Genomic DNA, 24,615 nt, shown 5'->3' with positions numbered 1-24,615 from the left:
GTTACTGGCCCCGACAGGCCGCGCCTACTGATAGGCGTGTTGCGCCGTTGTCGTGGCATCACAGCAAGGCGAATCATGCCCATTCGTTATGCCCGCAGCCTTACAGGCCAAGCCCGTACGCCTATCGCCAACCGTCATCTTGGTGTTGTCCTGGCGTTTATTGCCGGTGCGATCAATGCCGGTGGTTTTTTAGCCGTTCAGCAATACACCTCGCACATGACCGGGATTGTTTCCGGCATGGCGGATAACCTTGTGATTGGCGAGTTCACCTTGGTATGGGCCGGTTTGGGGGCTGTATTGGCCTTTCTACTGGGGGCCATTTGCACTTCGCTGATGACCCACTATTCGCAGCGCCGAGGCCTGCAAAGTGAATATGCCTGGCCGCTTTTGCTGGAGGCTGCACTACTGCTTTGTTTTGGGTTCCTCGGCGCACGTTTGGCGGAGATCGATGGTTTTTATGTGCCGCTGACGGTCTTGTTGCTGTGCTTCATCATGGGGCTGCAAAACGCTCTGATCACCAAGGTTTCCCGGGCAGAAATCCGCACCACCCACATCACGGGTATCGTTACAGACTTGGGGATCGAGTTGGGCAAACTCTTCTACTGGAACCGCAACCGCAACGATGAAGTGCCCCGCGTCATCGCAGACAACCGCCGCCTGTGGCTGCTCGGTTTACTGGGCTTTTACTTCTTCTTAGGCGGCGTGACTGGCGCGCTGGGCTTCAAGCACATGGGCTATATCTCCACCGTGCCACTGGCCATCGTGCTGGTGCTGCTGGCCAGTGTGCCGGTGCTGGATGATGCCCTGAATGTGTTGCGCCGCTGGCTAGGACGTAACGTGCAGTGACTGTGTTTTATACCGTCGCAAAGGCACGATACCGACCTGCATACCGAAGGGCTTGAACACGCTATTGAGGGTCTCTACGGTCGGGTTGCTGGTATCCTGCTCCAACTGGCGTAGCGTGCGCAGGGCGACTTTGCACATGCGGGCGAAATCGGTCTGATTCAGCCCCGTTACGCGTTGGCGCAACTGGCGGATCGCCTGACCGAAACTGAGGCTGCCCTCGCTCAATCCCTGCCTGATTTCATCCAGCACGATCTGCCGGTCTTCACGGATTTTGCTCATAGCAGCCCCCAGTCTTTCAGTGTGGCTTGCAGTCGTTTCAGGGGAATCATTGGGGCATTCCAGGTTTCTTCCGGCAGGCCAAGACCCAACAACAGGTCAGGCAGCGCGAGGCAGGTTTGGGCGTCTGCGCGCAGGTGTTCGAACAGCTGTTCGGGATCGGCAAACTCAGCCAGCTCAGTGCAGAGGGCACGCCAGTTGGTTTTGCCCAGTTGTTCGATATTCGCGGGCCACTTGCTGGTGCGGACAATACCTTCCGGGTCCATCACCATTGGGGCAAGGTCGTATATCGGCGCAAACTCGAGGCGCTCGTCTAAGCGCAGGATCGACAGGTTACGGCCATGGTTATCCGTGTTACCGAGGACCTGGTTCAGTAAATCACGGCGCAGGTATTCGCTGACTATGACCGGGATCTCATCTCGCTGTCCTGCTTCAGCCCAGGCTTGGGCCAGTTGCCTGATAACCTGCATGTGCTCCAGACGGCTGCCGGGGCGAGTGATACCACACAGCGAATACATGGACTCGACCGCCCGGTACTGAACACCATCCGCCGCGGCCACGCGGTCAAAGCGCTGCATCCACAGGCTTGGCTTTGCGGCCGTTTCGTAAGCGAGCCCATCAGCGCTGATGGTGTTAAAGCCCAGCTGATTCAGTGCCTGGTAATAGCAGTATTCACTGCGCAGGATATTACGGTCGGTTTCGGTTGCAGTGTTACGCGGAAATTTAACGAACCAGTGCTGTTTGACCTGATCATCTGCCAGCAAGGCATCGGGATAGATCAGCCCGTCTGTACCCTCGGCCAGCAACAGTTTCGGCGCCTCGCCACCTGCTCCCGTGGCACCACCCACCGCCACGCCCTGTTCGTAGGCGTAATCAAGAAAACGCGTGTCACGCTGGATCACGTCATCCCGGGAAAAGCCAATGACTGCACCTGTGCCGAGAAATCGGCTGAGGGATTCTTTAACGCGCATATGCCCCACAGGCGCCGGGGTGCAGTTTTGCAGCAGGTAGAACTCTTCATCGGCATCCAGTGGCACGCCCATACGCGCCAGAATCAGGCGTCGGGCTGCACCGGAAGGAATGACGTCATGCAGAAAGGCTGGAGCAATGTCATGGGCTACCTCCCATGACAAAGGCCATCTGGCCGAGACAGCAGGGGCTTTGATGGTGCTTAGGGCATCCAGATTTTCGACCAGATAGGTCTCCAGATAGCGCGTGCTGCATTGGCTACGCAGACCCTCAGCAGGTGTATCAAAGGTGATGGTCAGTGCATCTTGCCAGCGTCCATTGTTATGGACTTGCAGGGTCACGGTGTTATTACGCTCATCAGGCATTTTAATGCCTCTCAATCTGGACCTATTAGGCTAAATAAGCATTATTTTGCCTATTTAGTCCAATCCTTTCCTTATAAAAGGTATTTTAATACCTATTTATGGGTTGTGATGCTAAATTTTAGGTATTTAAATGCCTATTTTGGGATATGGCTGATCCGCCTGAATAGGCAAGACGGATCAGCGCGGGAGCGTTACTGCGAATCCCGCAAGCGTCCGGCTGCCTCCAGCAACATGTGCTCAGTGCCATCCCAGCCCAGGCAAGCATCGGTGATGGACACGCCGTAGCGCAGCTCGCCGCCGAGGCTTTGTGCGCCGTCGGACAGGTGGCTTTCGATCATCACCGCACGCAGGGCGTGGTCACCGGCCAGGCGCTGTTCCAACACGCTGTTGAGCACCTCAGGCTGACGCAGTGGGTTCTTGCCGCTGTTGGCGTGGCTGCAATCCACCATGATCTTCGCCTCAATACCCTGTTTGGCCAGCTCGGCACGGGCAGCTGCAACGCTCTGTGCATCGTAGTTGGGGCCGCTGTGGCCGCCACGCAGAACGATATGGCTGTCTGCATTGCCTTCAGTCAGCACCAGTGCCGGATGGCCTTGTGCATCAACTCCGAAGTGCTGATGAGCATGGGCGGCGCTGCGCATGGCGTCGATGGCAATGGAGAGGCTGCCGTCGGTGCCATTCTTGAAGCCCACCGGCATGTCCAGGCCGCTGACCAGTTCGCGGTGCACCTGAGATTCGCTGGTGCGGGCACCAATGGCGGCCCAGCTCAGCAGATCATCGAAGTAGCCCGCCACCAGCGGTTGCAGAATCTCAGTAGCCAGCGGTAGACCCAGCTCCAGCATGCGCAGCATCAACTGGCGTGAGCAGCGCAAGCCCTCGGCCATATCACCGCTGCCGTCCATCGCTGGGTCGTACACCATGCCTTTCCAGCCCACGGTGGTACGCGGTTTTTCGACGTAGGCGCGCATCACCAGCAGCAGTTTGTCGTCGACACGTTTGCTCAGTTCGGCGAGGCGTTCGGCGTATTCCAGGACAGCTTTTTCATCGTGCAGGGAGCAGGGGCCGACGACGACTAACAGGCGTGAATCGCGGCCATCGAGAATGGCGCGGACGGCGTCGCGGTGTTGCTGGATTTGCAGAGCGAGGGTGGCGCTCAGCGGCAGTTGTTCGCGTAACTGGCTGGCGCTGGGCAGGCGTGTGGTCTGGCGGCGGGCAGGGATGCTGACCTGCTGCTGAGCGCTGTTGATGCAGGTATTAAGATTGGTTTGCAGGGCTACGGACATGGTGCTTTTCCTTAGCCGGGCGGCGTGGCCGCGCGCGGCTTTCTATCTGGGATGTTGGGGTGTTCGCGTTGGTGTGCGGCCGCAGTTCAGGCCGTTGGTAAATCGCCAGTCGTAGCGGTAATAGCGGTTGAATGTATACATGGTGTGATCCTCAAAATTAGGCCGTTGTGCAGCCGGAAAAAACAAACCCCCGGTCGGGTGGCCGACCGGGGGTTTCGAGAAACTGTCTGGTGGCGACCCTTTTTGCCAGGGCGCCTGTGGGGTATCAGGCGCGCTTGTGGCTAAACCAATACCCATAAAAGAAATAACCGGTCGCAGACACGTCCGTGCGGGCAGCCGACAGCGCGATGCTGGGCGCATCGAGGCAGGCAAGCGACAGGGACAGTGTGGACGACGACATGGAAATCTCCGTTGAATAGGCCCGAAGTTACTCCTTCAGGCGCGTTGATTCAACCCGAAGTTGATGACAGGCCAATGACGTTAGGCGCATCGGCACTGTGGATCTGTTATTAACGCTCAGTCGCCGTGATCCACTTGCTGACCTGCGGCGGCTGGTAAGCACGGATAGCTTCGATTAGAGAGTCGATGCGCTTTTCCACGATCAGCATGGTGCGGTGCTCTGGCTTGACGAAGGCTTCGTTGACCATGTGATTAAGGAACAGGCCAAGCTGATCGTAGTAGCCGTTGATGTTGAGCAGCGAGCAGGGTTTGCGGTGGTGGCCCAATTGCGCCCAGGTCCAGACTTCGAATAGCTCCTCCAGCGTACCGACGCCGCCCGGCATGGCGATAAAACCGTCCGAAAGCTCAGCCATAAGGGCCTTGCGCTGGTGCATGGAATCGACCACACGCAAATCGTTGAGGCCGGTATGGCCGACTTCCTTTTCCCATAGCGAGCGCGGAATGACGCCGATCACCTCACCACCAGCCTCCAGCGCCGCATCCGCGACTGCCCCCATCAGGCCGACCGAGGCGCCGCCGTAAACCAGTCCGATTTCTTCTTCTGCCAGAGCCCGGCCCAGTCGTTTGGCACCCTCCAGATAAACTGGATCGTTGCCGGGGTTGGAACCGCAAAAGACACACAGACGCATAGGTATTCCTCCTGAATTCATCTGCCAAAAAGCGAGCAGACCGGTGAATGTAGCAGGTGCCAGTGACAGGCAGGAGACCGTTGATCTTGGATGCTGCGAGTGACGTTTTTAACGTGCGCCTCCTTGCGCAGGAGCGAACAGCTTTAACGGTAGCAGGGGCGGGGGCAGATTATTCGTTAGCTCAGCAATTTGTGGATAACTTTTTTGGAAGACACTGAAAAACAGCCCGTTAGCGAGTGCTTGATCGTCTATTAGGTACATACAAGGCGAGATTTAGAGCTTGCTTCCACTAAGGTTATCGAGGCCCACAATGAGCTAATTGCGTGCCAGAGCTAAGAAAATAGGCGTTTTCTACGTGTGAATGCTGGACGAGCAGGAAGGAATGCACCGCGTGGCGCGAAATGTCAAGCTGCGCAACTTTTTGCACAGTGATCTGTGGATAAGTCTGTTAATAGGTGGTGTAAGTAACTGTGAATAATGATCTTTAGACGACTGCGCAACTTCTTGCACAGCACTGCGCAAGAAGTTGCGCAGTTGCATGTATTTATTGGTTGTTTTCTGATCAGTTGATGATGGATAAATCTCATATCCGATTGATATTTAAGGTATTTATACGTTTTGGCACGGAACTGGCTAACCATTTGGTCAGGATCAATCCCGATCCTACGAATTTAATTCAGGCAATGGAGAGCTCTCATGCCAACACCAGCGTATCTGTCCCTCGAAGGCACCAAACAAGGTCTGATCACCGCAGGCACCTTCACCGAAGATTCCGTCGGCAACATTTTCCAGGAAGGTCATGAGGACCAGATTCTGGTTCAAGCATTCAACCACCAAGTTATCATCCCGCGTGATCCGCAGTCCGGCCAGCCGACTGGCCAGCGCGTACACAAGCCGCTGATGATCACCAAAGTATTCGACAAGTCCTCCCCGCTGATCTTCAACGCCCTGACCTCCGGTGAGCGTCTGAACAAGTGCCGTCTGGAGTGGTACCGCACTTCCTCCACCGGTACTCAAGAGCACTACTTCACCATCGAGCTGGAAGATGCCGTGATCGTTGACGTGCAGTCGCGCATGCCGAACTGCCAAGACCCGAACATGTCGCACTTCACTCACCTGGAAGACGTGTACTTCACCTACCGCAAAATCGTCTGGACCCACGAAGTATCCGGTACTTCCGGTTCTGACGACTGGCGTACTCCAATCTCCGCTTAATTGCTGCGAGATTGAGACTCACATCGACCAGGCTAGCCCTGGTCGTTGTGCTTTAAGCCTGCCTTGAGGTCGGCTGATTCATGGAATGAATTGCGAGGAACACGTATGTTCGCCCCTGCCAACCAGACTCACTTCAGCCTCACCATCGAAGGCGTTCGGCACGACCTACAAGTGCTGGCCTTTACCGGGCGTGAAGCCATCAGCAAACCGTACGAGTTTGACTTGGAGCTGGTCAGCGAACGTCCCGACCTCGATTTGGAAAGCCTGCTGCATCAGCGCGCCTTCCTCCAACTCAGCCAGAACGGTAATGGCATTCACGGGCTGATCTACCGCATCGCCCAAGGTGAGTCCGGCAAACGCCTGACCCGCTACAAACTGACCCTGCGTCCGCAGCTCAGTTACCTGGCGCACCGCCATAACCAACGCATCTACCAGTTCCTGACGGTTGAAAAAATCATCAGTCAGATCCTCGAAGAGCACGGCATCCAGAGCGACGCCTACCAATTTATCCTCAGCTCGATTTACCCCGAGCGTGAGTACTGCGTGCAGTACGACGAAAGCGACCTGCACTTCATCCAGCGCCTGTGTGAAGAAGAAGGCATTCACTACCACTTCGAACACAGCAGCGACGGCCACAAACTGGTGTTTGGTGACGACCAGAGCGTGTTCAGCCAGCTGCCTGCAACCGCCTACCAGCAAGACACTGGCTTGGTCGCTGACGAGCCCGTCATCAAGCGTTTTGGCGTGCGAATGGAAACCCGCACCAGCCGGGTGACCCGCCGCGATTACGACTTTGAAAAACCAACCTTCCAGCTCGAAGCCGCCGTGAAAGGTGACGCTAAACCAGACCTGGAAGACTACGACTACCCCGGCCGTTTTATTGAGCGTGAACGAGGCAAACACCTCAGTCAACGCGCCCTTGAACGCCACCGCCACGACTACGAGCTGGCCACTGGTGAGAGTGACCAAACGACCCTGATTAGCGGCCACTACCTGCCGTTGGCAGAGCACCCGCGTGACGCGTGGAACGACCTCTGGCTGCTGACTGAAATCCACCACGAAGGCAAACAGCCACAAGTGCTGGAAGAAGCCACACCCAGCGATGTGAAAAGCGCTGATGGCTTCCAGCAGGGTTACCGCAACCGCTTCTACGCCACGCCGTGGGCCGTACCGTTCCGCCCGACCTTGGAACACCCGAAACCGCGCATCCTCGGCAGCCAAAGCGCCGTCGTCACCGGCCCGCAAGGCGAAGAAATTCACTGCGACAAATATGGCCGGGTCAAAGTGCAATTCCACTGGGACCGCGAAGGACAAGCCAACGACAAAACCAGCTGCTGGCTGCGCGTCTCCTCCGCTTGGGCGGGGGATCGCTACGGTGCAATCGCCATCCCACGCATCGGCATGGAAGTGCTTGTCACCTTCCTCGAAGGCGACCCCGACCAGCCACTGATCACCGGCTGCCTGCACCACGCCGCCCATGAAGTGCCCTACGACCTGCCTGCCAACAAAACCCGCAGCGTGTTCAAAACCCTCAGCTCACCGGGCGGTGGCGGCTACAACGAACTTCGCATCGAAGACAAAAAGGGTGCCGAACAAATCTATATCCACGCCCAGCGCGACTGGGATGAAAACATCGAGCACGACCAAAAAATCCGCATCGGCAACGAACGCCACGACACCGTCGAAGCCAACAGCTACAGCGAATTCAAAGCTGAAGAACACCGCACCACCCACGCGGATCGCAAAAGCGAAATCAAAGCCAACGACCACCTCATCGTCGGCAACAACCAGCACATCAAAATCGGCGACAGCCAACTGATCAACGCAGGCCAGGAGATTCATCTCTCCAGCGGCCAGAAAGTCGTTATGGAAGCTGGTAGCGAACTCACCCTCAAAGCCGCCGGCAGCTTTATCAAACTCGACGCCAGCGGCATCACTATGGTTGGGCCGGTGATTAAAGTGAACTCTGGTGGTTCGCCGGGTGTGGGATCGGGGGCAGCGCCGGTACCGCCGGGTAAGGTGAAGCCTGCGGATGCGGATAAGGCAGGCATGCCGCTGGAAGCATTGCTAAAACAGAACCTTGTTTTCCGCACCACCCAGTCTGGTGTCTGTGAAGTGTGTGAGGCGGCTAAAAAGGCTAAAGCTGAGGGTGGCGTATGAGTGCTCCCAGCGGAAAAGGTGCGTTGCTGATTGATGGTGCCCGTTATGAGGACGCCTTCGCCTGGCTGTATCAGAACTTTCCGGATCATCAACCGCTCCCGTTATTGCAAGGCACGCCGTATGAACCCATCGCAGATGCAGGTCCTATTTTGTTTGATGCCCCAGTGGGCAGCTCTATTTACGAGGCGTGGCGAAGTGGGCAGAGCATTTTAGGTGGCGTGTGGTTGCAATCGGGTGCAAAGGCATCAGAGCTTTCGTTCATCTTGCAGCGGCGCTTACGTATTTTTACTCCGGAGCGTCGCGAGCTTTGGTTGCGTCTAGGAGATGCTCGCCCGCTTTACCGCGCTTGGCAGGCAGAGGCGCAGTGGCCGGAAGGTTTCTGGCACAAAATCAATGCTGTTTGGTTGAAGCACGAATCCAGTGTTGTACAGGCCTGGAGCAACGAATACCCAGACAAAGACAGCGCGCCCGCAAATACCGGATTAACGGCCCAACTGATGCTGGATTGGCCTCTGCTAGAGGCGTTGGCAAGTCAGGACGATACAACACAGGATGTGAACGCATGACCACTAAAGACACAGCCTCCATACCCGCCGCCTGTCCTCTGCTGAGTGCCATCCTGCCGTTGCGTTACGCCATTGGGCCAACTACCGCTGTTGATACCAATGCCTATGGTCTGCCTGCACTAGAGGGCAACTTCCCTGACCTCGGCGAAACCGAGCCAGAGTTGGCTCACCGCTCGCTCAACTACACAGCCCGTTTGCTAAGGGATGGTTGGCTTTATGTATGGCAGAGCGGGCTGAGCAAACTGGTTGAATACAGCGTCAGCAACGCAATGCTTAGCCAAACATCTCGCGGCGGTAAGGTGATCGATGGGCGCAAGTTGCCCTACGTGCTGGTTCCTGCTGGCGAGGTGGCGATGTTGGTCTGGTCACCCACAAAATGGAGTGACGCGCAGTTTGCATCGGCTAAAGCTAATGCCGCCGTGCGGCAGCGGGTGATGCGTTCAATAACGCCCGGCGCTGCTCCTTTCAGCGGCTCTGTCAGCTCCATCCATGAGCGGATTGGCGACTACATGGACGCTAACGCCTATGGCTGGAGCTGTGCGCCGGAAACCTCGCACCGCACCATGTGGCAGAAGTTGTTGGCTGATATGCAGCGTTGCGAGCAGCAAGGTTATGCCCTGATCGATGATGCCTGGGGCGTGTTGATGGACCTTGCCCTGCTGTTGCGCAAGCGGCAGGAGACGTTTAATGAGCGTCGACATGTGCGTGGCGATGATTGGGTCATGGCCGGTGTGCTTAAGTCGCTGGCCGACAGTGATAAGCAGATTGCAGCGCAGCTTCCCAGCATTACCCGTTACTCAGAGCTTACTGCTGCATTGCGGGAACAAAACACCGAAGAGAATGCGTTTACTACTGATATCCGCCGTCTCAGTGGCTTGTGGGTGGACTGGTTTAAGACCCAATCCGTTACCGGTCCATACACAATGGATACCGCCTGCGGTCATTTCGACATTACTCAGGCTACTGCTCGGGAAGAGTTGGAGCTGCACTTCGCCGCAGCATGTCTTGGCCCTGCATCAACTAGCCAAGCAGCTAAGGCCATAGCTGAACAACTCAATATTGAAACCGTTAAAGGCAAACCTTGGTTGCTTTGGTCGCTGCTGGGCGTGGCCAAGCGCATGGGCATCGGCGAGATATCCTCACTGGTTGGCCTGACCGATGGCGTAGCCAGTGACGGTGCAACACTAATGGCGCAGGCCTCCGCTTGGGCACAGTCCGCTAACGTGGCGGCCGAGAAGCTGGCTCCGCATGTAGACAAAGCGTTGCCGGAGGCGTTGTTCACAGCGTTGGCCCCAGTGGCCGGGCTGGGCTTGCAGCGTGGTAATGAAGCCACCAAGGCGGTTGGTCAGCTTTATATGGCTGCCTCACTTGCCCGCAGCCAGCAGCGTTTGGCGGTGGAAATGGCAAGCCCAAGGCAAATGGGCGAGTGGCTAAGTGACTTGATGGGGACACGCCCTTCGGCACCAGCTCACATCAAACCGACTCAACTCAGTGTTGCTGTTTCAGAGGCATTGCCCTTCTTCCGCCTGATGCCAGCCCGCAACCTGCCGCCGTTGGTGGGGCAGTTGCCTTCGGTTGTAAATACGAAAGATATGATGAGCCTCGTTAAAGAAGGCCTAAACAGTGCGCCTCTGAAGTGTTTAGTGGTGTTGGTGGCGGGGGTGAATTTTGCTCTCGGGGGAGTGCAGGTAATTAGCTCTCCGTCAGTTAAACAAGGAATCAGTGTTCTTGGGGGAGCTGTGGGCTTAGCATCAGCAATATCAGCTCTTACTCAGAAAGCTTATGAGATAAGGTGGGAAAAAACGGTTGCAATCAGTGGGGTGAACTCGATTTCATCTCAAGTTGCATTAGCTAATGCTTTAGGAATCAGTGCTGCAACATCAGCAGGGCAGGCGGTAACTTGCGGTCTTGATGCGCTTATCTATGGAATAGAAACATTTGAAGCATACCAAAAGGGGGATTTAGACACGGCGGCAATCAATGCCAGCCTAGCCTTTGCATCTATGGCTAACTTACAGATTTATGTAAAAAGTTTTCGTGCAATACGAGCTGCTAGAGCCGCCGTGATTGCTGGCGATGCCGCTGCATTAGCACGAGGTATCAATGTAGCTCCGCATTTAGCAGCTCGCGCCCTTGGCTGGACTATCCTGATCGTAGGTGGTGTGTTGGCCCGGCTTTATACACAGGACACGCCATTGGAGACTTGGGTTAAGCAAACACGTTTTGGCATTCGCCCTGCTGACTGGTCAAAAAGCCATGCAGAGTCGATGACTGAGTTCTATAAAATTATCTTTCCCATCAGCTTTCGGGCCTATCGGCTTAACGAGCTGAACCCCTACCACGGTCACAGGGTCAACACCTACCTGCTGCTACGTTTACCGGGCAAAAGTGAGCTGACCGATGAAATGATCCGCTTCAAAGGCCACGAGGTTTGGGACAGCTTTTTAGGACTGGCCGGAACAAAGAAAAAGGTGGAGTGGACTGGTAAAGATTTTGACGCGCATATTGGTACGCGTATTGACCCAGAGCCCGGCGTAGCAGTTTATCGCCGTGTTTATCACGAGAGTAAAGGTGAACAATTTGATGGCGTTCGGGGGGAACTCACTTATTCCCCTATGGACGGGCTGACGTTGCCACCGATTGAAATCAAGGAAGTGATGTGGTTGTAAGTGATCTGCTCCAGCAGGCCCGTGCGCGCTTTGGGAGCTCACCTAGCGCGGTATTGCGTGCCGATCAACCAACCGGTGAAAAACCGTGGGAAATGCTTGTCACGGATGAACATACCGAGAACTATTTATCGTTAAGAGCTAACGGAGAATCAGATATAGGTTTGATAACGGGCATATTAGGAGAGGCCGTTTTCTTCATGTTTGCTCTGTTAATTCCATGGATGGCTGTTGTGGATAAGTGGGATGCTTTCAATTACTTATTACTGGTTGGTTTACCAGCAATTTTGATTCCATTTTTTTGGGAAACTCGTCGCCCACTTCCTCTGCCGATTTTATTTAACCGCCGCACCCAAGAAGTCTATTTCGACCATAACGGCGAGCTGTACCACACACCGTGGGATGGAGCCGAAGCAGTTGCTGGTGAGTTTATGCTGGTGGGCCCGCATACAGGCGGTATGCGCAATGCGTCCCTAGAACTATTGGTGCGTCGCTTGGGCGAGCCGGACAATGCACTGCTGGTCTCACTGGGCTTGCCAATGGGCAAAACCTTGCAAATGCAAAAGGGCTTTTGGGAGTGGTTGCGCGCTTATATGGACAATGGCCCTTGGTTTGATGAAAACGGCCAGCGCAGCGACTCTGATGCCTATGTAAAGGAGATGCTGAAAGCCTCGGCAATTAAACCGACTGACTGGCACAAATTTACATTGGATGAAATTCGTAAAAGCAAAGCTGAAAATGGCGGCAGCAATTATCTGAGCGCGTCGGATTTTTTTATTCTTTGCTACGAAATCCTGTTTTATCCCATGCACTGGTTGCAGGTGTTCACCTACAAAGTCGCCAAGCGCCGCTCCCGCAACCGCTGGCCTCAGATCGTCATGGAGCGTCTGCAAGACGGGGGGCCTACTACCCGCCTGATCGATCTGGAGCGTGAACGCGGCTTGGATGTTTGAGCCCGCTCGCTTGGGCATCATCGCCAATTCTGACGAGTCAGGGATTGCGTGAGCACTGCTGACTACTCCGTGCTACGGCCTGATCCAGAGTCCGGCGTGAGGGTAGGGTGGATAAGGCTTTGCTTATCCACCAGCGGGCAACACCAAACATACCTTTGGTGGATGGGGGAAGCGCCATCTACCCTACGTACTGACCTTGAACCCGGCGTAGCAGTTTACCGTCGTGTTTATCATGAGAGCAAAGGTGAGCAGTTTGATGGTGTTCGTGGTGAACTCAGTTATTCCCCCATGGAAGGATTAACGTTGCCACCGATTGAAATCAAGGAAGTGATATGGCTTTAAGTGACTTGATCCAACAGGCCCGTGCGCGCTTTGGTAGTTCGCCCAGTGTAGTGTTGCGAGCGGATCAACCAACTGGGGAAAAGCCTTGGGAAATGTTCGTTACGGATGAGCATACCGAGCATTACTTATCGTTAAAAGTTGGTGGGGACTCAGATAGGGGAATGGTGACAGGGTTTCTTGGAGGGATTATTGGTGTTGCTGCAATTGTTGCAAGCACCATCCTCTTATTAAGTGGTAATGCCGATGGAGTTTGGATAGGTCTTTTATTCGGCATCATCGCATTTATCGTTCCTTTTATCTGGGAAACACGTAGCCCACTTCCACTGCCTATTTTGTTTAATCGCCGTACCCGTGAAGTCTATTTCGACCATAACGGCGAGCTGTATCACACACCGTGGGATGGTGCCGAAGCAGTTGCTGGCGAGTTTATGCTGGTGGGCCCGCATACAGGCGGTATGCGCAATGCGTCGTTGGAGCTATTAGTGCGCCGTTTGGGTGAGCCGGACAATGCACTGCTGGTCTCGCTAGGTTTACCGATGGTGAATCGCCCCGGGTTTCGTGGAGGCCGTTTCGTTTAAGTCAGGCCGCCATGGCCTGACTTGCTTGTTGCTGGTGGAAGTTTGCCTCAGCCTCCGCAGGCGGGATATACCCGATTGAGCTCAACAGCCGCTGGTGGTTGTACCAGTGCACCCATTTCAAGGTCGCCATCTCAACAGCTTCACGACTCTTCCATGACTGCCGGTAAATCAGTTCAGCCTTGTACAGCCCGTTGATAGTCTCGGCCAAGGCGTTGTCGTAGCTGTCGCCCTTGCTGCCAACCGAAGGCTCAATGCCGGCCTCTGCCAGCCGCTCGGTATAGCGGATCGAGACGTACTGACTGCCACGGTCGCTATGGTGAATCAGGCCACCCATACGATGTGGCTGTCGGGCGTACAGCGCTTGCTCCAGGGCATCCAGCACGAAGTCGGTCTTCATGCTGGTACTGACTCGCCAGCCGACGATGCGCCGTGCAAAGACGTCAATCACGAACGCCACGTACAGCCAGCCTTGCCAGGTCGAGACATAGGTGAAATCCGACACCCACAGCTGGTTCGGGCGCTCAGCATGGAACTGGCGTTGGACACGATCCAGCGGACACAGCGACTTGTCGCCGGCCACCGTCGTCCGTACAACCTGGCCACGCCTAATTCCCTGCAACCCAGCTCGCCGCATTAGCCGCTCCACCGTACATCTGGCGACCTTGAGGCCCTCTCGCAGTAACTGCTTCCAAACCTTCACCGCGCCATAGCACTGCATGTTGGTATCCCACACGCGCTGGATCTCCAAGCTCAACGCCTCATCGCGCTGAGCACGGCAACAACGCAGTGCCGGATTGCGCAGTTGGGCCGCATGTCTGCGGTAACCGGACGGGGCGATCTGCAAGACACGGCAGATCGACTCGACCCCGAGACGGTCACGGTACTGATCGACAAAAGCCCTCAGGACTTGGTGCGGCGGTCGAGCTCCGCCTGGGCAAAATACGCACTGGCCAGACGCAGAATTTCATTGGCCTTGCGCAATTCCCGGTTCTCCCGCTCCAACGCCTTGATGCGTTCGCGCTCTTCGGTGGTCGGGCCTGGACGCTGGCCTGCGTCGGTCTGATGGCGGCGAATCCAGCCATGCAACGTTTGCGCTGCACAGCCAATCTTCGGCGCGATGGCTTCAATGGCGGCCCACTCGGAGGGGTAGTCGTTCAGGTGTTCCAGAACCATGCGCACGGCACGTTCACGGACTTCAGGGGAGTAGGTCGTAGTCTTTTTCATGGCCTCATCTTCTCAAGAGTTGAGGCCTCCACGAAACCCGGGGCGATTCAGTTTGATGGGCGGGACTCATATATGATCTTTTATAGAAGGAGCGATGAGCTAGGATATGAGGAGTTGGGGCTGGTGGATACTGTCGGAATGAATGATTCTGATATTTTAATTAAGTGTAGGGAGTGGCTGTCCAATTTTTCATAAGCTTTACTTATTTTGTTAAAACCTGAGTGGGTTGTTGAAAATGAATTCGACTGAATATATTCAGGATTGGTGTAAGTCTAAAAAATCATTCTACTATTTTTTGCCGATTGGGTCGGAGGGTAGGCCATTTGATAGTCAATACAAAGTATTAAATGTTATAGGCGGTGATGATTTAATTGTGCTGGTTATGAGTGAGGGAATAAAGTTTACATTTTTTGGAAAGGTTCAGTTGCGAGATGAAGGAATGACTCTAGCATTTTGTGGGTTTGAAAAAATGATTTATGAAAGTGGTAATGAATATAGAGTGTACGAGAATGGCGAATTTGGCTTGTCTGGTTTGTGATTTGAATTTTTAAAAAAGAACAGAAGAGACTAAAGGGCCAGATTTATTAGTTAATTTCCACCCTGAAAATAAATCTGTAGTTTTTGTTGATGTCGTGCCCCCAGCTATGCCTGTAGCTGTAACTCCTTTCGCTGCCTGAAGCCGCTCCTGCCCCTTATCGATCCCCACTCGCTATACAACCTGCTTAAGTGTAATTTGAGTTCCCCCGACATGATTCGCTAATGACAGCAGCATGCGTGAGCTCATCACTTTTTATCTGCATATGCACAGCCCTGATCAGGTTCGTTGCAAGCCCTTGCCGGACGATCTGACGGTTGTGGAATGCAGGATCAAGCAATTCCAACTCAACCGTTTTCTTTATCAACTGGTGGGCGGGCCTTGGGCGTGGGATGACAAACTGAGCTGGTCAGATGCTCAGTGGCAGGCCTGGATTGAGCGGCCTGAGCACCGTACTTGGGTGGCTTATCATCAGGGCGCTATTGCCGGTTACTACGAGTTGCAGCAGGACGCTGAAGGCAATGTGGAGATTCTCTATTTTGGTCTGGTTGAGCGCTTTTGCGGGCAGGGTTTTGGCGGGCCGCTGCTGACTCATGCCCTGCAGTCTGCATGGGCCTGGCCGGGTACCGAGCGGGTTTGGGTGCATACCTGCACCCTTGATCACCCCAGTGCGCTGGCTAACTACAAGGCAAGAGGCCTGAGCCTGTACCGTGAAGTGGTTGGTGACCATTCATGAGTGGATTCACAGGCAGTGGAAACGGTGCGAACTGGTTTTCTTGTCTACATTAAGTTGAACGCTTTGTACCAAAAAGGGTCTGGTTAGACTCGGTATCGCTTCGGTTGCCTGCGCATTGCCGGCATGTTGTCCGTTGATACTGCTTTCTTGTTCCTGCCTCTGCGGTGAGGGCCGACTGTCACGTTGGGTGCTGATCGGCCTGGGCAGGGGCTGTACGAGTAGGGCAATCCGTCCTCGTGCGCGCTTCGCGTGCCAACGCTAAAGGAGAGACTCATCCATGGAGCAAACCCCTTCGTCTGACACGACACCTAAGGCTGATTCGGTTACCCCGGATGGCATTCCGGCTCCGACGGGTAAAGCTAATCTGATCGACACGGATTATGTGATAGGCCAGGACAATATTCAGGGTCAGTTCTCGATCAATCTCGACATTCACGGCAAGGTTTTCATTATCTCCGCCCTGACTGCGTTGCTGTTTGTGCTGCTGACCTTGGCTTTGCAAAATCAGGTCGAGCCGTTGTTCAGCGCTTTGCGCAACTGGATCACTCACCACATGGCCTGGTTCTTTCTCAGCGCCGGGAACATCTTTGTGCTGGTTTGTGTTGGCTTGATTCTGTCGCCGCTGGGCCGGGTGCGGATCGGTGGCACCCATGCCACGCCGGATTTCAATTACCTGAGTTGGTTCGCCATGCTGTTTGCTGCGGGTATGGGCATCGGCCTGATGTTCTATGGCGTGGCAGAACCGGTTTCCCATTACAGCGCCGCGCTGGGCGGGGTAACGGTGGAAAACGGCGTGCGCACCGATTGGGCCCCGTTGAGCGGTGCGGTAGGCGACGTTACCGAAGCCAAGCGCCTGGCTATGGCTTCCACCATATTCCACTGGGGTCTGCATCCGTGGGCGATTTATGCGGTTGTCGGGCTGTCGTTGGCAATTTTTTCCTATAACAAGGGCTTGCCGCTGGCGATCCGGTCGATCTTCTATCCGATTCTCGGTGAGCGGGTGTGGGGCTGGCCGGGCCATATCATCGATATTCTGGCGGTGTTTGCCACGTTGTTTGGTTTGGTCACGTCATTGGGCGTTGGTGCTGAGCAAGCCGCCGCGGGCATTGAGCAGCTGTTCGGGATTAAGGCCACGGACACCAGCAAGGTCGTCCTGATTATTGTGATCACGTTGGTGGCATTGGGGTCTGTGTTGTCCGGGTTGGACAAGGGCGTGCGGATTCTTTCCGAAATCAACATCGGTTTGGCCTTTGCCTTGCTGGCGTTTGTCATCATTGCGGGGCCAACGCTGGTGATCCTCAGCGGCGTTTTGGACAACCTCGGTGCGTACCTGAGTTACCTGCCTGCGCTGTCCAATCCGATTGGGCGTGAGGATGCCAACTTCAGCCAGGGCTGGACGGCTTTCTACTGGGCCTGGTGGATCAGCTGGTCGCCGTTTGTGGGCATGTTTATCGCCCGCGTCAGCCGTGGTCGCAGTGTGCGTGAGTTCCTGATTGCGGTGCTGTTGGTGCCGTCGCTGGTGTCGGTGCTGTGGATGACCACGTTTGGCAGCGCGGCATTTGAGCAGACAGCTGCGGGCTTGAACGGCGTGGCTGACGCGGCGTTGGAATTGAAGTTGTTTGCGCTGCTTAACGAGATGCCGTTGAGTGCGATTACCTCGTTTGTGGCGATCATTTTGGTGGTGATGTTCTTTATCACCTCGTCGGATTCCGGCTCGCTGGTGATCGACACCATCACCGCAGGCGGCAAGGTCAACGCGCCGGTGGTGCAGCGGGTGTTCTGGGCCAGCATCGAGGGTGTGATCGCGATTGCCCTGTTGCTTGGCGGTGGGCTGATTGCCTTGCAGGCGATGGCGGTGTCGACCGGTTTGCCATTCACACTGGTGCTGTTGGTGGGCTGTGTTTCTATCGTTAAGGGACTGATGAACGAGCCGCGTTGATAACGCAGGGCGCCTGATCCCCGTAATGAAGACAGTCGCCCGGTGTTAGCCGGGCGAACGCCCATCTGTCGCGCAGTGCATTCCGGAACCTTGCAGAAATGTGATAGTTCCTACACTTAGGTGTTAATACAAGAAAGCACTGCGTGATGGCCTTCTGCGCCGCAGTCACGCAGCAGGATGAGGATGCTTAGGATGAGTGAATCGGGACTGGCGCTGTCCAGACGGCAGTTTATGGTCGGTGCTGGGGTGTTGATTATCGGTGCACACCTGCCCGGTAAAGGCCTGGAAGCTAAAACCTTCGCGCAGAAAGTCGGGCCGTTTATGCCCAATGCTTTTGTGCAAATTGGCGAAGACGGCATTGTCACGGTGCTCAGCAAGCACTCAGAGATTGGCCAGGGCGTTTACACCGGCATGGCTACGCTGGTTGCTGAAGAGCTGGATGCAGATTGGGCACAAATGCGCGTAGTGGCCGCACCCTCTGATGCCAAGCTCTACCTAAACCCGACTTTCGGTTATCAGGCTACCGGTGGCTCAACTTCCATCGCCGGTGCTTATCAGCAGATGCGCAGTATGGGCGCGATGGCACGGGCCATGCTGGTGCAAGCTGCTGCGCTGCAGTGGCAGGTTGATCCGCAGTCCGTCACGGTTAAGCAGGGGCGCATTATTCATGCCGCCAGTGGTCGCGAAGCAGGCTTTGGCCAGTTTGCCGTAACCGCTGCGGGCTTAACCCCTCCTGCACCTGAGTCGCTGAAACTTAAAGACCCTGCCTCTTTCACCTTGATCGGTAAGCCAATCGGTGTTCGCCGGGTGGATTCCAAGGGCAAAACCGACGGCACGGCGTACTTCTCTGAAGATATCCAAGAGCCGGGCATGCTCACTGTCACCATCAGCAGGCCTCCCCGGTTTGGGGCCAAGGTGCGTCGCTTTGATGCCGCACACGCGCTATCCGTGCCTGGCGTTGTAGCCGTCAAGCAGATTGCTACAGGTGTTGCTGTGTATGCCAAAGGGACATGGGCGGCCATACAGGGGCGCAAGAGGCTGGCGGTGGAGTGGGATGAAAGCGACGCCGAGATGCGCAGCACTGAGGAAATCTTCGATTCATTCCGGCAGATCGCCCAAAAACCAGGTTTGGTGGCGGCCTCCCACGGTTCGCCGGATGAGGCCTTTAAACAGGCTGACAAAGTGATTGAGGTTGAGTACTCCTTCCACTATGTCGCCCATACCCCGATGGAGCCGCTGGGCGGCTATCTGTTTTGGGATGGCGAGCGGGTCAAGGCGCGCTATGGCAGCCAGGTGCAGACCCTTGATCACAAACAGCTGTGTGAGTTGTTCCAGCTTCCGGCAGACAACGTTGAGATTGAAACGATTCTGGCCGGTGGCAGCTTCGGTCGTCGCATCGACTTGGGCAATGCCAAGCACGGGCCGGATTTGGTCGCAGACATGGCGGCAGCGGCCAAAGGGATCGGGCCTGGCCAGGGCGTTAAGGTGGTGTGGACACGTGAGGATGATGTGACTGGCGGCTGGTACCGGCCAATGATTTTGCATCGCATGCGCGGTGCTATCCGCGACGGCAAGGTGGTTGCCTGGGCAAACACCATTACCGGCCACTCCTGGACCAAGGACAGTCCCATCAGCGAGTTGGTGGTAAACGGCATCGATATGATGATGGTGGAGGGGGCCAACGAGATTCCCTACAGCATCGAACACTTCCGCTGCGATACCCATATTGTTCCCGGCAAGGTTCCCACCTCATCGCTGCGCTCTGTAGCGTCTACCCACACCGGGCATGCGGTTGAGTGCTTTATCGATCTGCTACTGAGTGAGACCGGGCAAGACCCGGTCGAGGGCCGTCTGGCGCTCATGGGTGATGCACCACGGGAAGCCGGTGTGCTGAGAGCAGTAGCCAAGGCGGCTAGCTGGCAAGGGGCCAAGGTTGTTGATGGCCGTGCCCGTGGCGTTGGGGTTGCCAAGGCATTTGGCACCTCAGTGGCGCAGATTGCGGAAGTCTCCGTGGATGAAAATGGGTTACCACGGGTGCACAAAGTCTGGTGCGCCGTGGATTGTGGTGTGGTGGTCAATCCGGATGTCGTGCGGGCGCAGATTGAGGGCGGTATCGGCTTCGGTCTGGGGCTGGCCCTGTACAGCAAAATCACCCTCAAAGAGGGTTTGGTTGAGCAGTCCAACTTCCATGACTACCGGACGCTGCGCATCAATGAGATGCCTGAGATCGAGGTCATCATCGTCCCCTCGGCCGAGCCTCCTACCGGCGTCGGTGAGTTGGGCGTGCCGGTCATAGCGCCGGCGGTGGGCAATGCCCTGGCGTTGCTCGGTTTGCCGCGCACCTCGCTCAGCCTGCCATTTCAACGGATTAGTGCATAGGGAATGCCGTGATGAATTTAACCGTGAATGACCGGGAGCTGTCGTTTGACGGCGACCCGAACATGCCTCTGCTGTGGTTTTTGCGTGATGAAGCCGGGCTGACCGGAACCAAATACGGGTGTGGCATTGCCATGTGTGGCGCCTGCACCGTGCATATTGATGGCGTTGCTGTGCGCGCCTGTGCCATGCCGGTGTCGGCCGCTCAGGGCAAGCGCATCACCACCATTGAAGGGGTTTCGGCCACACCTGAAGGCCAGGCTGTGCAAAAGGCCTGGCTGGATCTGGACGTGGTGCAGTGTGGTTACTGCCAGTCTGGGCAGATCATGAGCGCGACGGCTCTGCTGGCGCATCAGGCTAAGCCAACAGACGCTGATATTGATGCTGCTATGTCAGGCAATATCTGCCGCTGCGCAACCTATGTCCGAATTCGGGCGGCTATTCATCAGGCATCCGGAGCGCTGGATGAAGAGCGGTCCGCATGAGCCAGAGTCGTAAAAACTTCATCCTGTTGCTGCTGGCCGTTGCCGTGCTGGCGGTGGTTTATGTCCTGTATGTGTTGTTGCGCCCTGTCGGGTCTGATCCGGTTGCGCCTATCTCTGGAGCGCCTGAGCAGTTTACCGATCAGGTCGCACGTGGCCGCTATCTGGCCCAGGCCGCAGACTGTGTCGCCTGCCATACCGCCAAGGACGGCAAGCCCTATGCCGGAGGCGGGGAGTTCGAGCTGCCATTCGGTAAGCTCTACGCAACCAATATCACCCCGGACACCGAGACCGGTATCGGCGCTTGGACTGATGAGCAGTTCGTGCGCGCAGTCCGCGAAGGGGTGGGTTCGCAAGGTAATCTCTATCCGGCAATGCCCTACACCTCGTATGCGGGCATGAGCCGGGATGATGTGCTGGCTATCAAGGCGTATCTGTTCAGTCTCGCTCCAGTCCGCCAAGCCAACAAGCCGCTTGAACTGGCGTTTCCGTTTAACCAGCGCTGGGGCATGACCTTCTGGAAGCTGGGCTTCTTTGATAACCGCCGCTTTGCGCCGGACCCACAGAAGAGTGAGCAATGGAACCGCGGCGCCTATCTGGCTAACACCCTCGGGCACTGTGGCGAGTGCCACACCCCGCGAAACCTCGCATTCGCCATGAACACAAGCCAGCACTTCTCTGGAGAAGTTGTCGATGGCTGGCTTGCCAGCAACATTACCCCGGAGCCGCAGAGCGGCATTGGTGCATGGAGTGATGAGCAACTGGCCGCCTACCTCTCGACCGGCCATGCGCCGGGCCGTAGCAGCGCTTCGGGGCCGATGGCTGAGGTTATTCAGCACAGCCTGCAGTTCCTTGTGCCAGAGGATATTCAGGCGTTGGTCGCGTACTTGCGTGATATACCGGCCTTGCCGGGTGATAAGGATGTGCGAGTTAACCTCAAACCTGCAGGTGCAGAGGCCGCCAATGCGATGCTGCCAGCCTCACAGCAGAGCGGCCTCGGTCAGCGTCTGTTTGCACAGAGTTGTGCGGGTTGCCACACCTGGAACGGCGAGGGGCGCCAGAGCCCGTATGCGGGCCTTAAAGGCAGCACCGCGAGCAATGATCCTAAGGGGCGGAATATCGTCAAAGCTATTCTGGACGGAACCCACATTGTTGTCGGTGGGCGCGAGGAGGCAATGCCAGCATTCGGTGAAAGCCACACAGACATCGAAATCGCGGCAATGGCCAACTATGTACTCGCCCAGTTTGGCGATAAGCAGGGCCCGGTCACGCCCGAGCAGGTGGCCGCACAGCGCTGATTAGGCGTACGTGCGGCCTTCAACTCCAGAGTTGGCCGACTGGCGTCTGCAGTGAATGGTGAGTCACCACCTGCGCCTGTAACAGCTCTGCAGTGGCCAGCGCATCGGTCAGCGCGTGGTGGGCCATGTAGGGCGGCAGATGGTAGCGCTGGCGGCTGTCATCCAGGCGGATGGAGACAGGCTTGCGCCCCAGCAGGCGGTCGAACCAGTTGGGCTGGCGTTTGGGGTAGAGCAGGGCTTCAAGCTGCATGGTGTCGATCAGCGGGAACTGCCAGCCTTCGCCCAGATGCAGGCGTGCGGCCTGATCGAGAAACTGCCGCTCGATATTACGGTAATGCACCACCATGACCCGCCCGGCCATGCACTCCAGTAACTCATCGAGAATTGCGGGTAGTGGCGGAGCCTGGCGGATATCGCTGTGGGTGATGTGATGGAGGGTGACCGACTCGCCGCTCAGCTCTGTGTCGGGCTTAACCACCCAGTAACGGCCCTCCGCGCAGCGAATCCGTTGCAGGTTAAAAGGCACCAGACCAAGGCTGACGATGGCGTCCCGGCTGGCATCCAGCCCGGTGGTTTCCACATCCAGCGCTAATAGCGGCACCTCTGCCAGAGGTGTATCCGCCGCTACGCAGCCCGCTTCATAAAAGGCGCGCAGGCGCGGTTCTTGGGTCGCGGCGGCCAGCGCTTTGCAACGGGCCGCCCAGTCCAGTTGCTCTATCGGGTTGCGCAGCAGGCTGAACATGCTCATTTACCGGCGTTGGCTGGGTAGCGGAAGCGAATGAACTTCTGCGCACGGTTGAGCACCTGAAAAGCCTCCTTGAGGTTATGCCGGTCAGCGGCGGAGACGTTCTCCGGCTCAATGTAATTGTCCGGCTCGCGGCCCTCAGAGACATCCCGCGCCTGATGACGGATACGCACCATGCTGAGGTATTCCAAGGCATAGCGCAGTTGTTCCAAGGCTTCGGGTTGCAGCAGCTTGGTTTTGCTGATGTCGTCGATGCGCTCAAGCGAATTTTGCGCGCGGCTGCCGCAGGCCAGTGCATGCACCCGGATCAAGTCGGTCAGCGGCGCAGTGCCCCGGCCTTTAAGGTTGATGAGGTGTTTCTGGCGGCCGTCGGTTTCCATCACAAAGGTGCGGAAGATGCCCAGCGGTGGTGTGCGGTTCAGCGCATTGCGGGCCATGGCAGCAAGAAAGGCTGGGCTTTGGCTGGCCTTGTTTGCCAGCAGGTCTTTGAGGTTTTCCACCAGCGCCGTTTTGCCGTAAACGCCATCCAGATCGAAGAAGATGCTGCTGTTGAGTAGGGCTTTGGCATTGGGCTGCTCGATCCATTGCGTAAACAGCTCGCGCCAGACCCGCAGTGGCTGCCGCCATTGTGGGTTGCTGGCCATGATCCCGCCTTTGCAGTAGCTGTAGCCGCAGGCGGCGAGGCCGTCGCAGACGAACGTGGCCAACTGGCTGAAGTACTCACCGTGCAGCGCCGGATCGTAGCGGTCGCTGAGTACCAGAGCGTTGTCCTGATCGGTGAGTATCAGCTGCTCATCCCGGGCCATGGAGCCTGCCACCATAAAGCAGTAAGACACCGGGGGAGGGCCGTACTGCTGCTCTGCCAATTCCAGCAGGCGCTGGGTGAAGGCGCGGCCGATGCTGGACATGGCGCTGCCGATCATATGTGCAGTGGCTAGCTCATTGGTCATGCGCACAAAGCTGCCACGCAACTCTGGGAGTAGGCTCTGTAAGCCCTCAACGCTGGTCTGGTTAAAGATGGCGTTAACCAAGTACAGGCTGTTTTGGGATTCGTAGCGAATGATGTCGGAGAGGTTGAGCAGCCCCACCGTGCGCTGCTGATGGAGGATCGGTAAATGATGGATGTTGTTACGCAGCATGCACAGCATGGCGCTGAACACGCTGTCGCTGCTGCGCAGGGTGATCGGGTCGGGTGTCATCACATCACTGACTGGCGTTTGTCCGCTAAGCCCGGCAGCCAACACGCGGGTGCGCAGGTCGCGGTCGGTGAGGATGCCGACCATGCTCGCGCTGTCGTCTTCAGTGTCGGTTATCACCAGTGATGACACGCTCTGTTCGGTCATCACCTGAGCGGCCTGCTGGATGGGCGTGTCTTGCGCCACGCTGACTGCTGGGCGGGTGATCAAAGACTGGACCTTGAGCTGAGTCAGATCACTGCCTTTGTTCTGGTTCTTCACCGCTGACTTAAGCCGCGACTGGCCGTCGGCCTCAACAAACTCGGCGAAGCCATCGTGTTCTTCGCAGAGTTGGGTGAAGGTGGCCTCGGGGATGAAATACACCAGGCTGTCTTCAATGGCCGTCGCCGGAAAGCGAACCTTGTTGCTGCGCAACAGACCAACCTGACCGAAGATGTCTCCCTCACTCAGACGGTTGTACAGCTCGCCACTGCGCCGATAGATTTCCACAGCGCCACTGCGCAGGTAGTGCAGGTCGTGGATTGCGGCACCGTACTCAAGAATCTCGGTGCCCGCCTTGAAGTAGGCAACCTCCACCTGAGTTGCAATGCTGTTTAAGGTGTCTTCGGGCAGGCTGTCGAACGGGGGAAAGCGCGCCAGGTGGTCGCGAATTTCCACTATTTCGATCTGCATGGAGCCTCCTTGGCCTGGATACAACGTAAAGCGTCGTGCGGGTGGGCGATCTGATCAGTTAAGACCATTGTGCTGACTGTCAGTGCCATCCTCGTGAAAATGCTG

General features: G+C 56.4%; 21 protein-coding genes and 1 other annotated feature. Of the genes, 13 read left to right on the top strand and 8 right to left on the bottom strand.

Features of this window, described 5'->3' with window-relative positions:
• Positions 1-75: 75 nt before the first annotated feature.
• Complete coding sequence (locus WG219_21420) at positions 76-846, top strand: YoaK family protein (protein WXL25819.1); 771 nt, start codon at positions 76-78, stop codon at positions 844-846.
• On the opposite strand, the gene WG219_21415 is transcribed toward WG219_21420, so the two are convergent.
• From WG219_21415 to WG219_21395, 5 genes are all read right to left on the bottom strand, one after another.
• On the bottom strand, positions 826-1,125 hold the full coding sequence (locus WG219_21415) for a helix-turn-helix transcriptional regulator (protein ID WXL25818.1): 300 nt from the start codon (positions 1,123-1,125) through the stop codon (positions 826-828). The two genes, WG219_21420 and WG219_21415, sit on opposite strands and share 21 nt — an antisense overlap.
• Positions 1,122-2,456, bottom strand: a complete 1,335-nt coding sequence (locus tag WG219_21410) for a HipA domain-containing protein (GenBank protein WXL25817.1) — start codon at positions 2,454-2,456, stop codon at positions 1,122-1,124. Before WG219_21410 ends, WG219_21415 begins: the two co-directional genes overlap by 4 nt.
• A 191-nt stretch (positions 2,457-2,647) precedes the next feature.
• Entirely contained in the window at positions 2,648-3,739 is a 1,092-nt protein-coding gene (locus tag WG219_21405) for a 3-deoxy-7-phosphoheptulonate synthase (protein ID WXL25816.1), read from the bottom strand.
• 265 nt (positions 3,740-4,004) lie between these two features.
• The gene (locus WG219_21400; protein ID WXL25815.1) at positions 4,005-4,139 is read right to left on the bottom strand and encodes a hypothetical protein; all 135 of its coding nucleotides are present in this window, start codon (positions 4,137-4,139) and stop codon (positions 4,005-4,007) included.
• Between the two features lie 109 nt (positions 4,140-4,248).
• Positions 4,249-4,827 (bottom strand): TIGR00730 family Rossman fold protein, encoded by a 579-nt coding sequence (locus tag WG219_21395; protein ID WXL25814.1) that lies wholly within the window; start codon positions 4,825-4,827, stop codon positions 4,249-4,251.
• A 696-nt stretch (positions 4,828-5,523) separates the two neighbouring features.
• Here WG219_21395 and WG219_21390 point away from each other — a divergent pair.
• The 6 genes from WG219_21390 (at position 5,524) to WG219_21365 (ending at position 13,307) form a co-directional block, all read left to right on the top strand.
• Positions 5,524-6,042 carry an Hcp family type VI secretion system effector gene (locus tag WG219_21390; protein ID WXL25813.1) on the top strand — a complete coding sequence of 173 codons (519 nt, stop codon included), beginning with the start codon at positions 5,524-5,526 and terminating at the stop codon, positions 6,040-6,042.
• 105 nt (positions 6,043-6,147) lie between these two features.
• Positions 6,148-8,202 carry a type VI secretion system tip protein TssI/VgrG gene (gene tssI / locus WG219_21385; GenBank protein ID WXL25812.1) on the top strand — a complete coding sequence of 685 codons (2,055 nt, stop codon included), beginning with the start codon at positions 6,148-6,150 and terminating at the stop codon, positions 8,200-8,202.
• Positions 8,199-8,768, top strand: a complete 570-nt coding sequence (locus WG219_21380; GenBank protein WXL25811.1) for a DUF4123 domain-containing protein — start codon at positions 8,199-8,201, stop codon at positions 8,766-8,768. Before tssI ends, WG219_21380 begins: the two co-directional genes overlap by 4 nt.
• Complete coding sequence (locus WG219_21375; GenBank protein WXL25810.1) at positions 8,765-11,437, top strand: toxin VasX; 2,673 nt, start codon at positions 8,765-8,767, stop codon at positions 11,435-11,437. Before WG219_21380 ends, WG219_21375 begins: the two co-directional genes overlap by 4 nt.
• The gene (locus WG219_21370) at positions 11,428-12,387 is read left to right on the top strand and encodes a hypothetical protein (GenBank protein WXL25809.1); all 960 of its coding nucleotides are present in this window, start codon (positions 11,428-11,430) and stop codon (positions 12,385-12,387) included. The genes WG219_21375 and WG219_21370 overlap by 10 nt, the downstream gene beginning before the upstream one ends.
• Positions 12,388-12,719: 332 nt before the next feature.
• Positions 12,720-13,307 carry a hypothetical protein gene (locus WG219_21365; GenBank protein WXL25808.1) on the top strand — a complete coding sequence of 196 codons (588 nt, stop codon included), beginning with the start codon at positions 12,720-12,722 and terminating at the stop codon, positions 13,305-13,307.
• 1 nt (position 13,308) lies between these two features.
• Here WG219_21365 and WG219_21360 read toward each other — a convergent pair.
• A protein-coding gene (locus tag WG219_21360) for an IS3 family transposase (protein WXL25807.1) occupies positions 13,309-14,531 on the bottom strand; the annotation gives its coding sequence in 2 pieces (ribosomal slippage) (positions 13,309-14,246 and positions 14,246-14,531; 1,224 coding nt in all).
• Positions 14,137-14,253 (bottom strand) — a sequence feature (AL1L pseudoknot). It overlaps the preceding gene by 117 nt.
• A gap of 235 nt (positions 14,532-14,766) precedes the next feature.
• On the opposite strand from WG219_21360, the gene WG219_21355 reads away from it, so the two are divergent.
• The 6 genes from WG219_21355 to WG219_21330 all read left to right on the top strand — a co-directional run bounded on the left by WG219_21355 (position 14,767) and on the right by WG219_21330 (position 21,897).
• Complete coding sequence (locus WG219_21355; protein ID WXL25806.1) at positions 14,767-15,069, top strand: hypothetical protein; 303 nt, start codon at positions 14,767-14,769, stop codon at positions 15,067-15,069.
• Positions 15,070-15,301: 232 nt separating this feature from the next.
• Positions 15,302-15,802: a GNAT family N-acetyltransferase gene (locus tag WG219_21350; GenBank protein WXL25805.1), complete on the top strand. Its 501-nt coding sequence runs from the start codon at positions 15,302-15,304 to the stop codon at positions 15,800-15,802.
• 277 nt (positions 15,803-16,079) lie between these two features.
• Positions 16,080-17,741 carry a BCCT family transporter gene (locus tag WG219_21345; GenBank protein WXL25804.1) on the top strand — a complete coding sequence of 554 codons (1,662 nt, stop codon included), beginning with the start codon at positions 16,080-16,082 and terminating at the stop codon, positions 17,739-17,741.
• A 192-nt stretch (positions 17,742-17,933) separates the two neighbouring features.
• On the top strand, positions 17,934-20,120 hold the full coding sequence (locus WG219_21340) for a xanthine dehydrogenase family protein molybdopterin-binding subunit (protein WXL25803.1): 2,187 nt from the start codon (positions 17,934-17,936) through the stop codon (positions 20,118-20,120).
• 11 nt (positions 20,121-20,131) lie between these two features.
• Positions 20,132-20,602 (top strand): (2Fe-2S)-binding protein, encoded by a 471-nt coding sequence (locus tag WG219_21335; protein WXL25802.1) that lies wholly within the window; start codon positions 20,132-20,134, stop codon positions 20,600-20,602.
• On the top strand, positions 20,599-21,897 hold the full coding sequence (locus tag WG219_21330) for a c-type cytochrome (protein WXL25801.1): 1,299 nt from the start codon (positions 20,599-20,601) through the stop codon (positions 21,895-21,897). The genes WG219_21335 and WG219_21330 overlap by 4 nt, the downstream gene beginning before the upstream one ends.
• 19 nt (positions 21,898-21,916) lie before the next feature.
• On the opposite strand, the gene WG219_21325 is transcribed toward WG219_21330, so the two are convergent.
• Entirely contained in the window at positions 21,917-22,639 is a 723-nt protein-coding gene (locus tag WG219_21325; GenBank protein ID WXL25800.1) for a 3'-5' exonuclease, read from the bottom strand.
• A 2-nt stretch (positions 22,640-22,641) separates the two neighbouring features.
• Positions 22,642-24,510 carry a DUF294 nucleotidyltransferase-like domain-containing protein gene (locus WG219_21320; protein WXL25799.1) on the bottom strand — a complete coding sequence of 623 codons (1,869 nt, stop codon included), beginning with the start codon at positions 24,508-24,510 and terminating at the stop codon, positions 22,642-22,644.
• Positions 24,511-24,615: the final 105 nt, after the last annotated feature.

The organism is Pseudomonas mendocina (assembly GCA_037482215.1).
Lineage (GTDB): Bacteria > Pseudomonadota > Gammaproteobacteria > Pseudomonadales > Pseudomonadaceae > Aquipseudomonas > Aquipseudomonas mendocina_E.
Note: the sequence above shows the minus strand (reverse complement) of the source record. Positions and strands in the feature narration are given on the sequence as shown.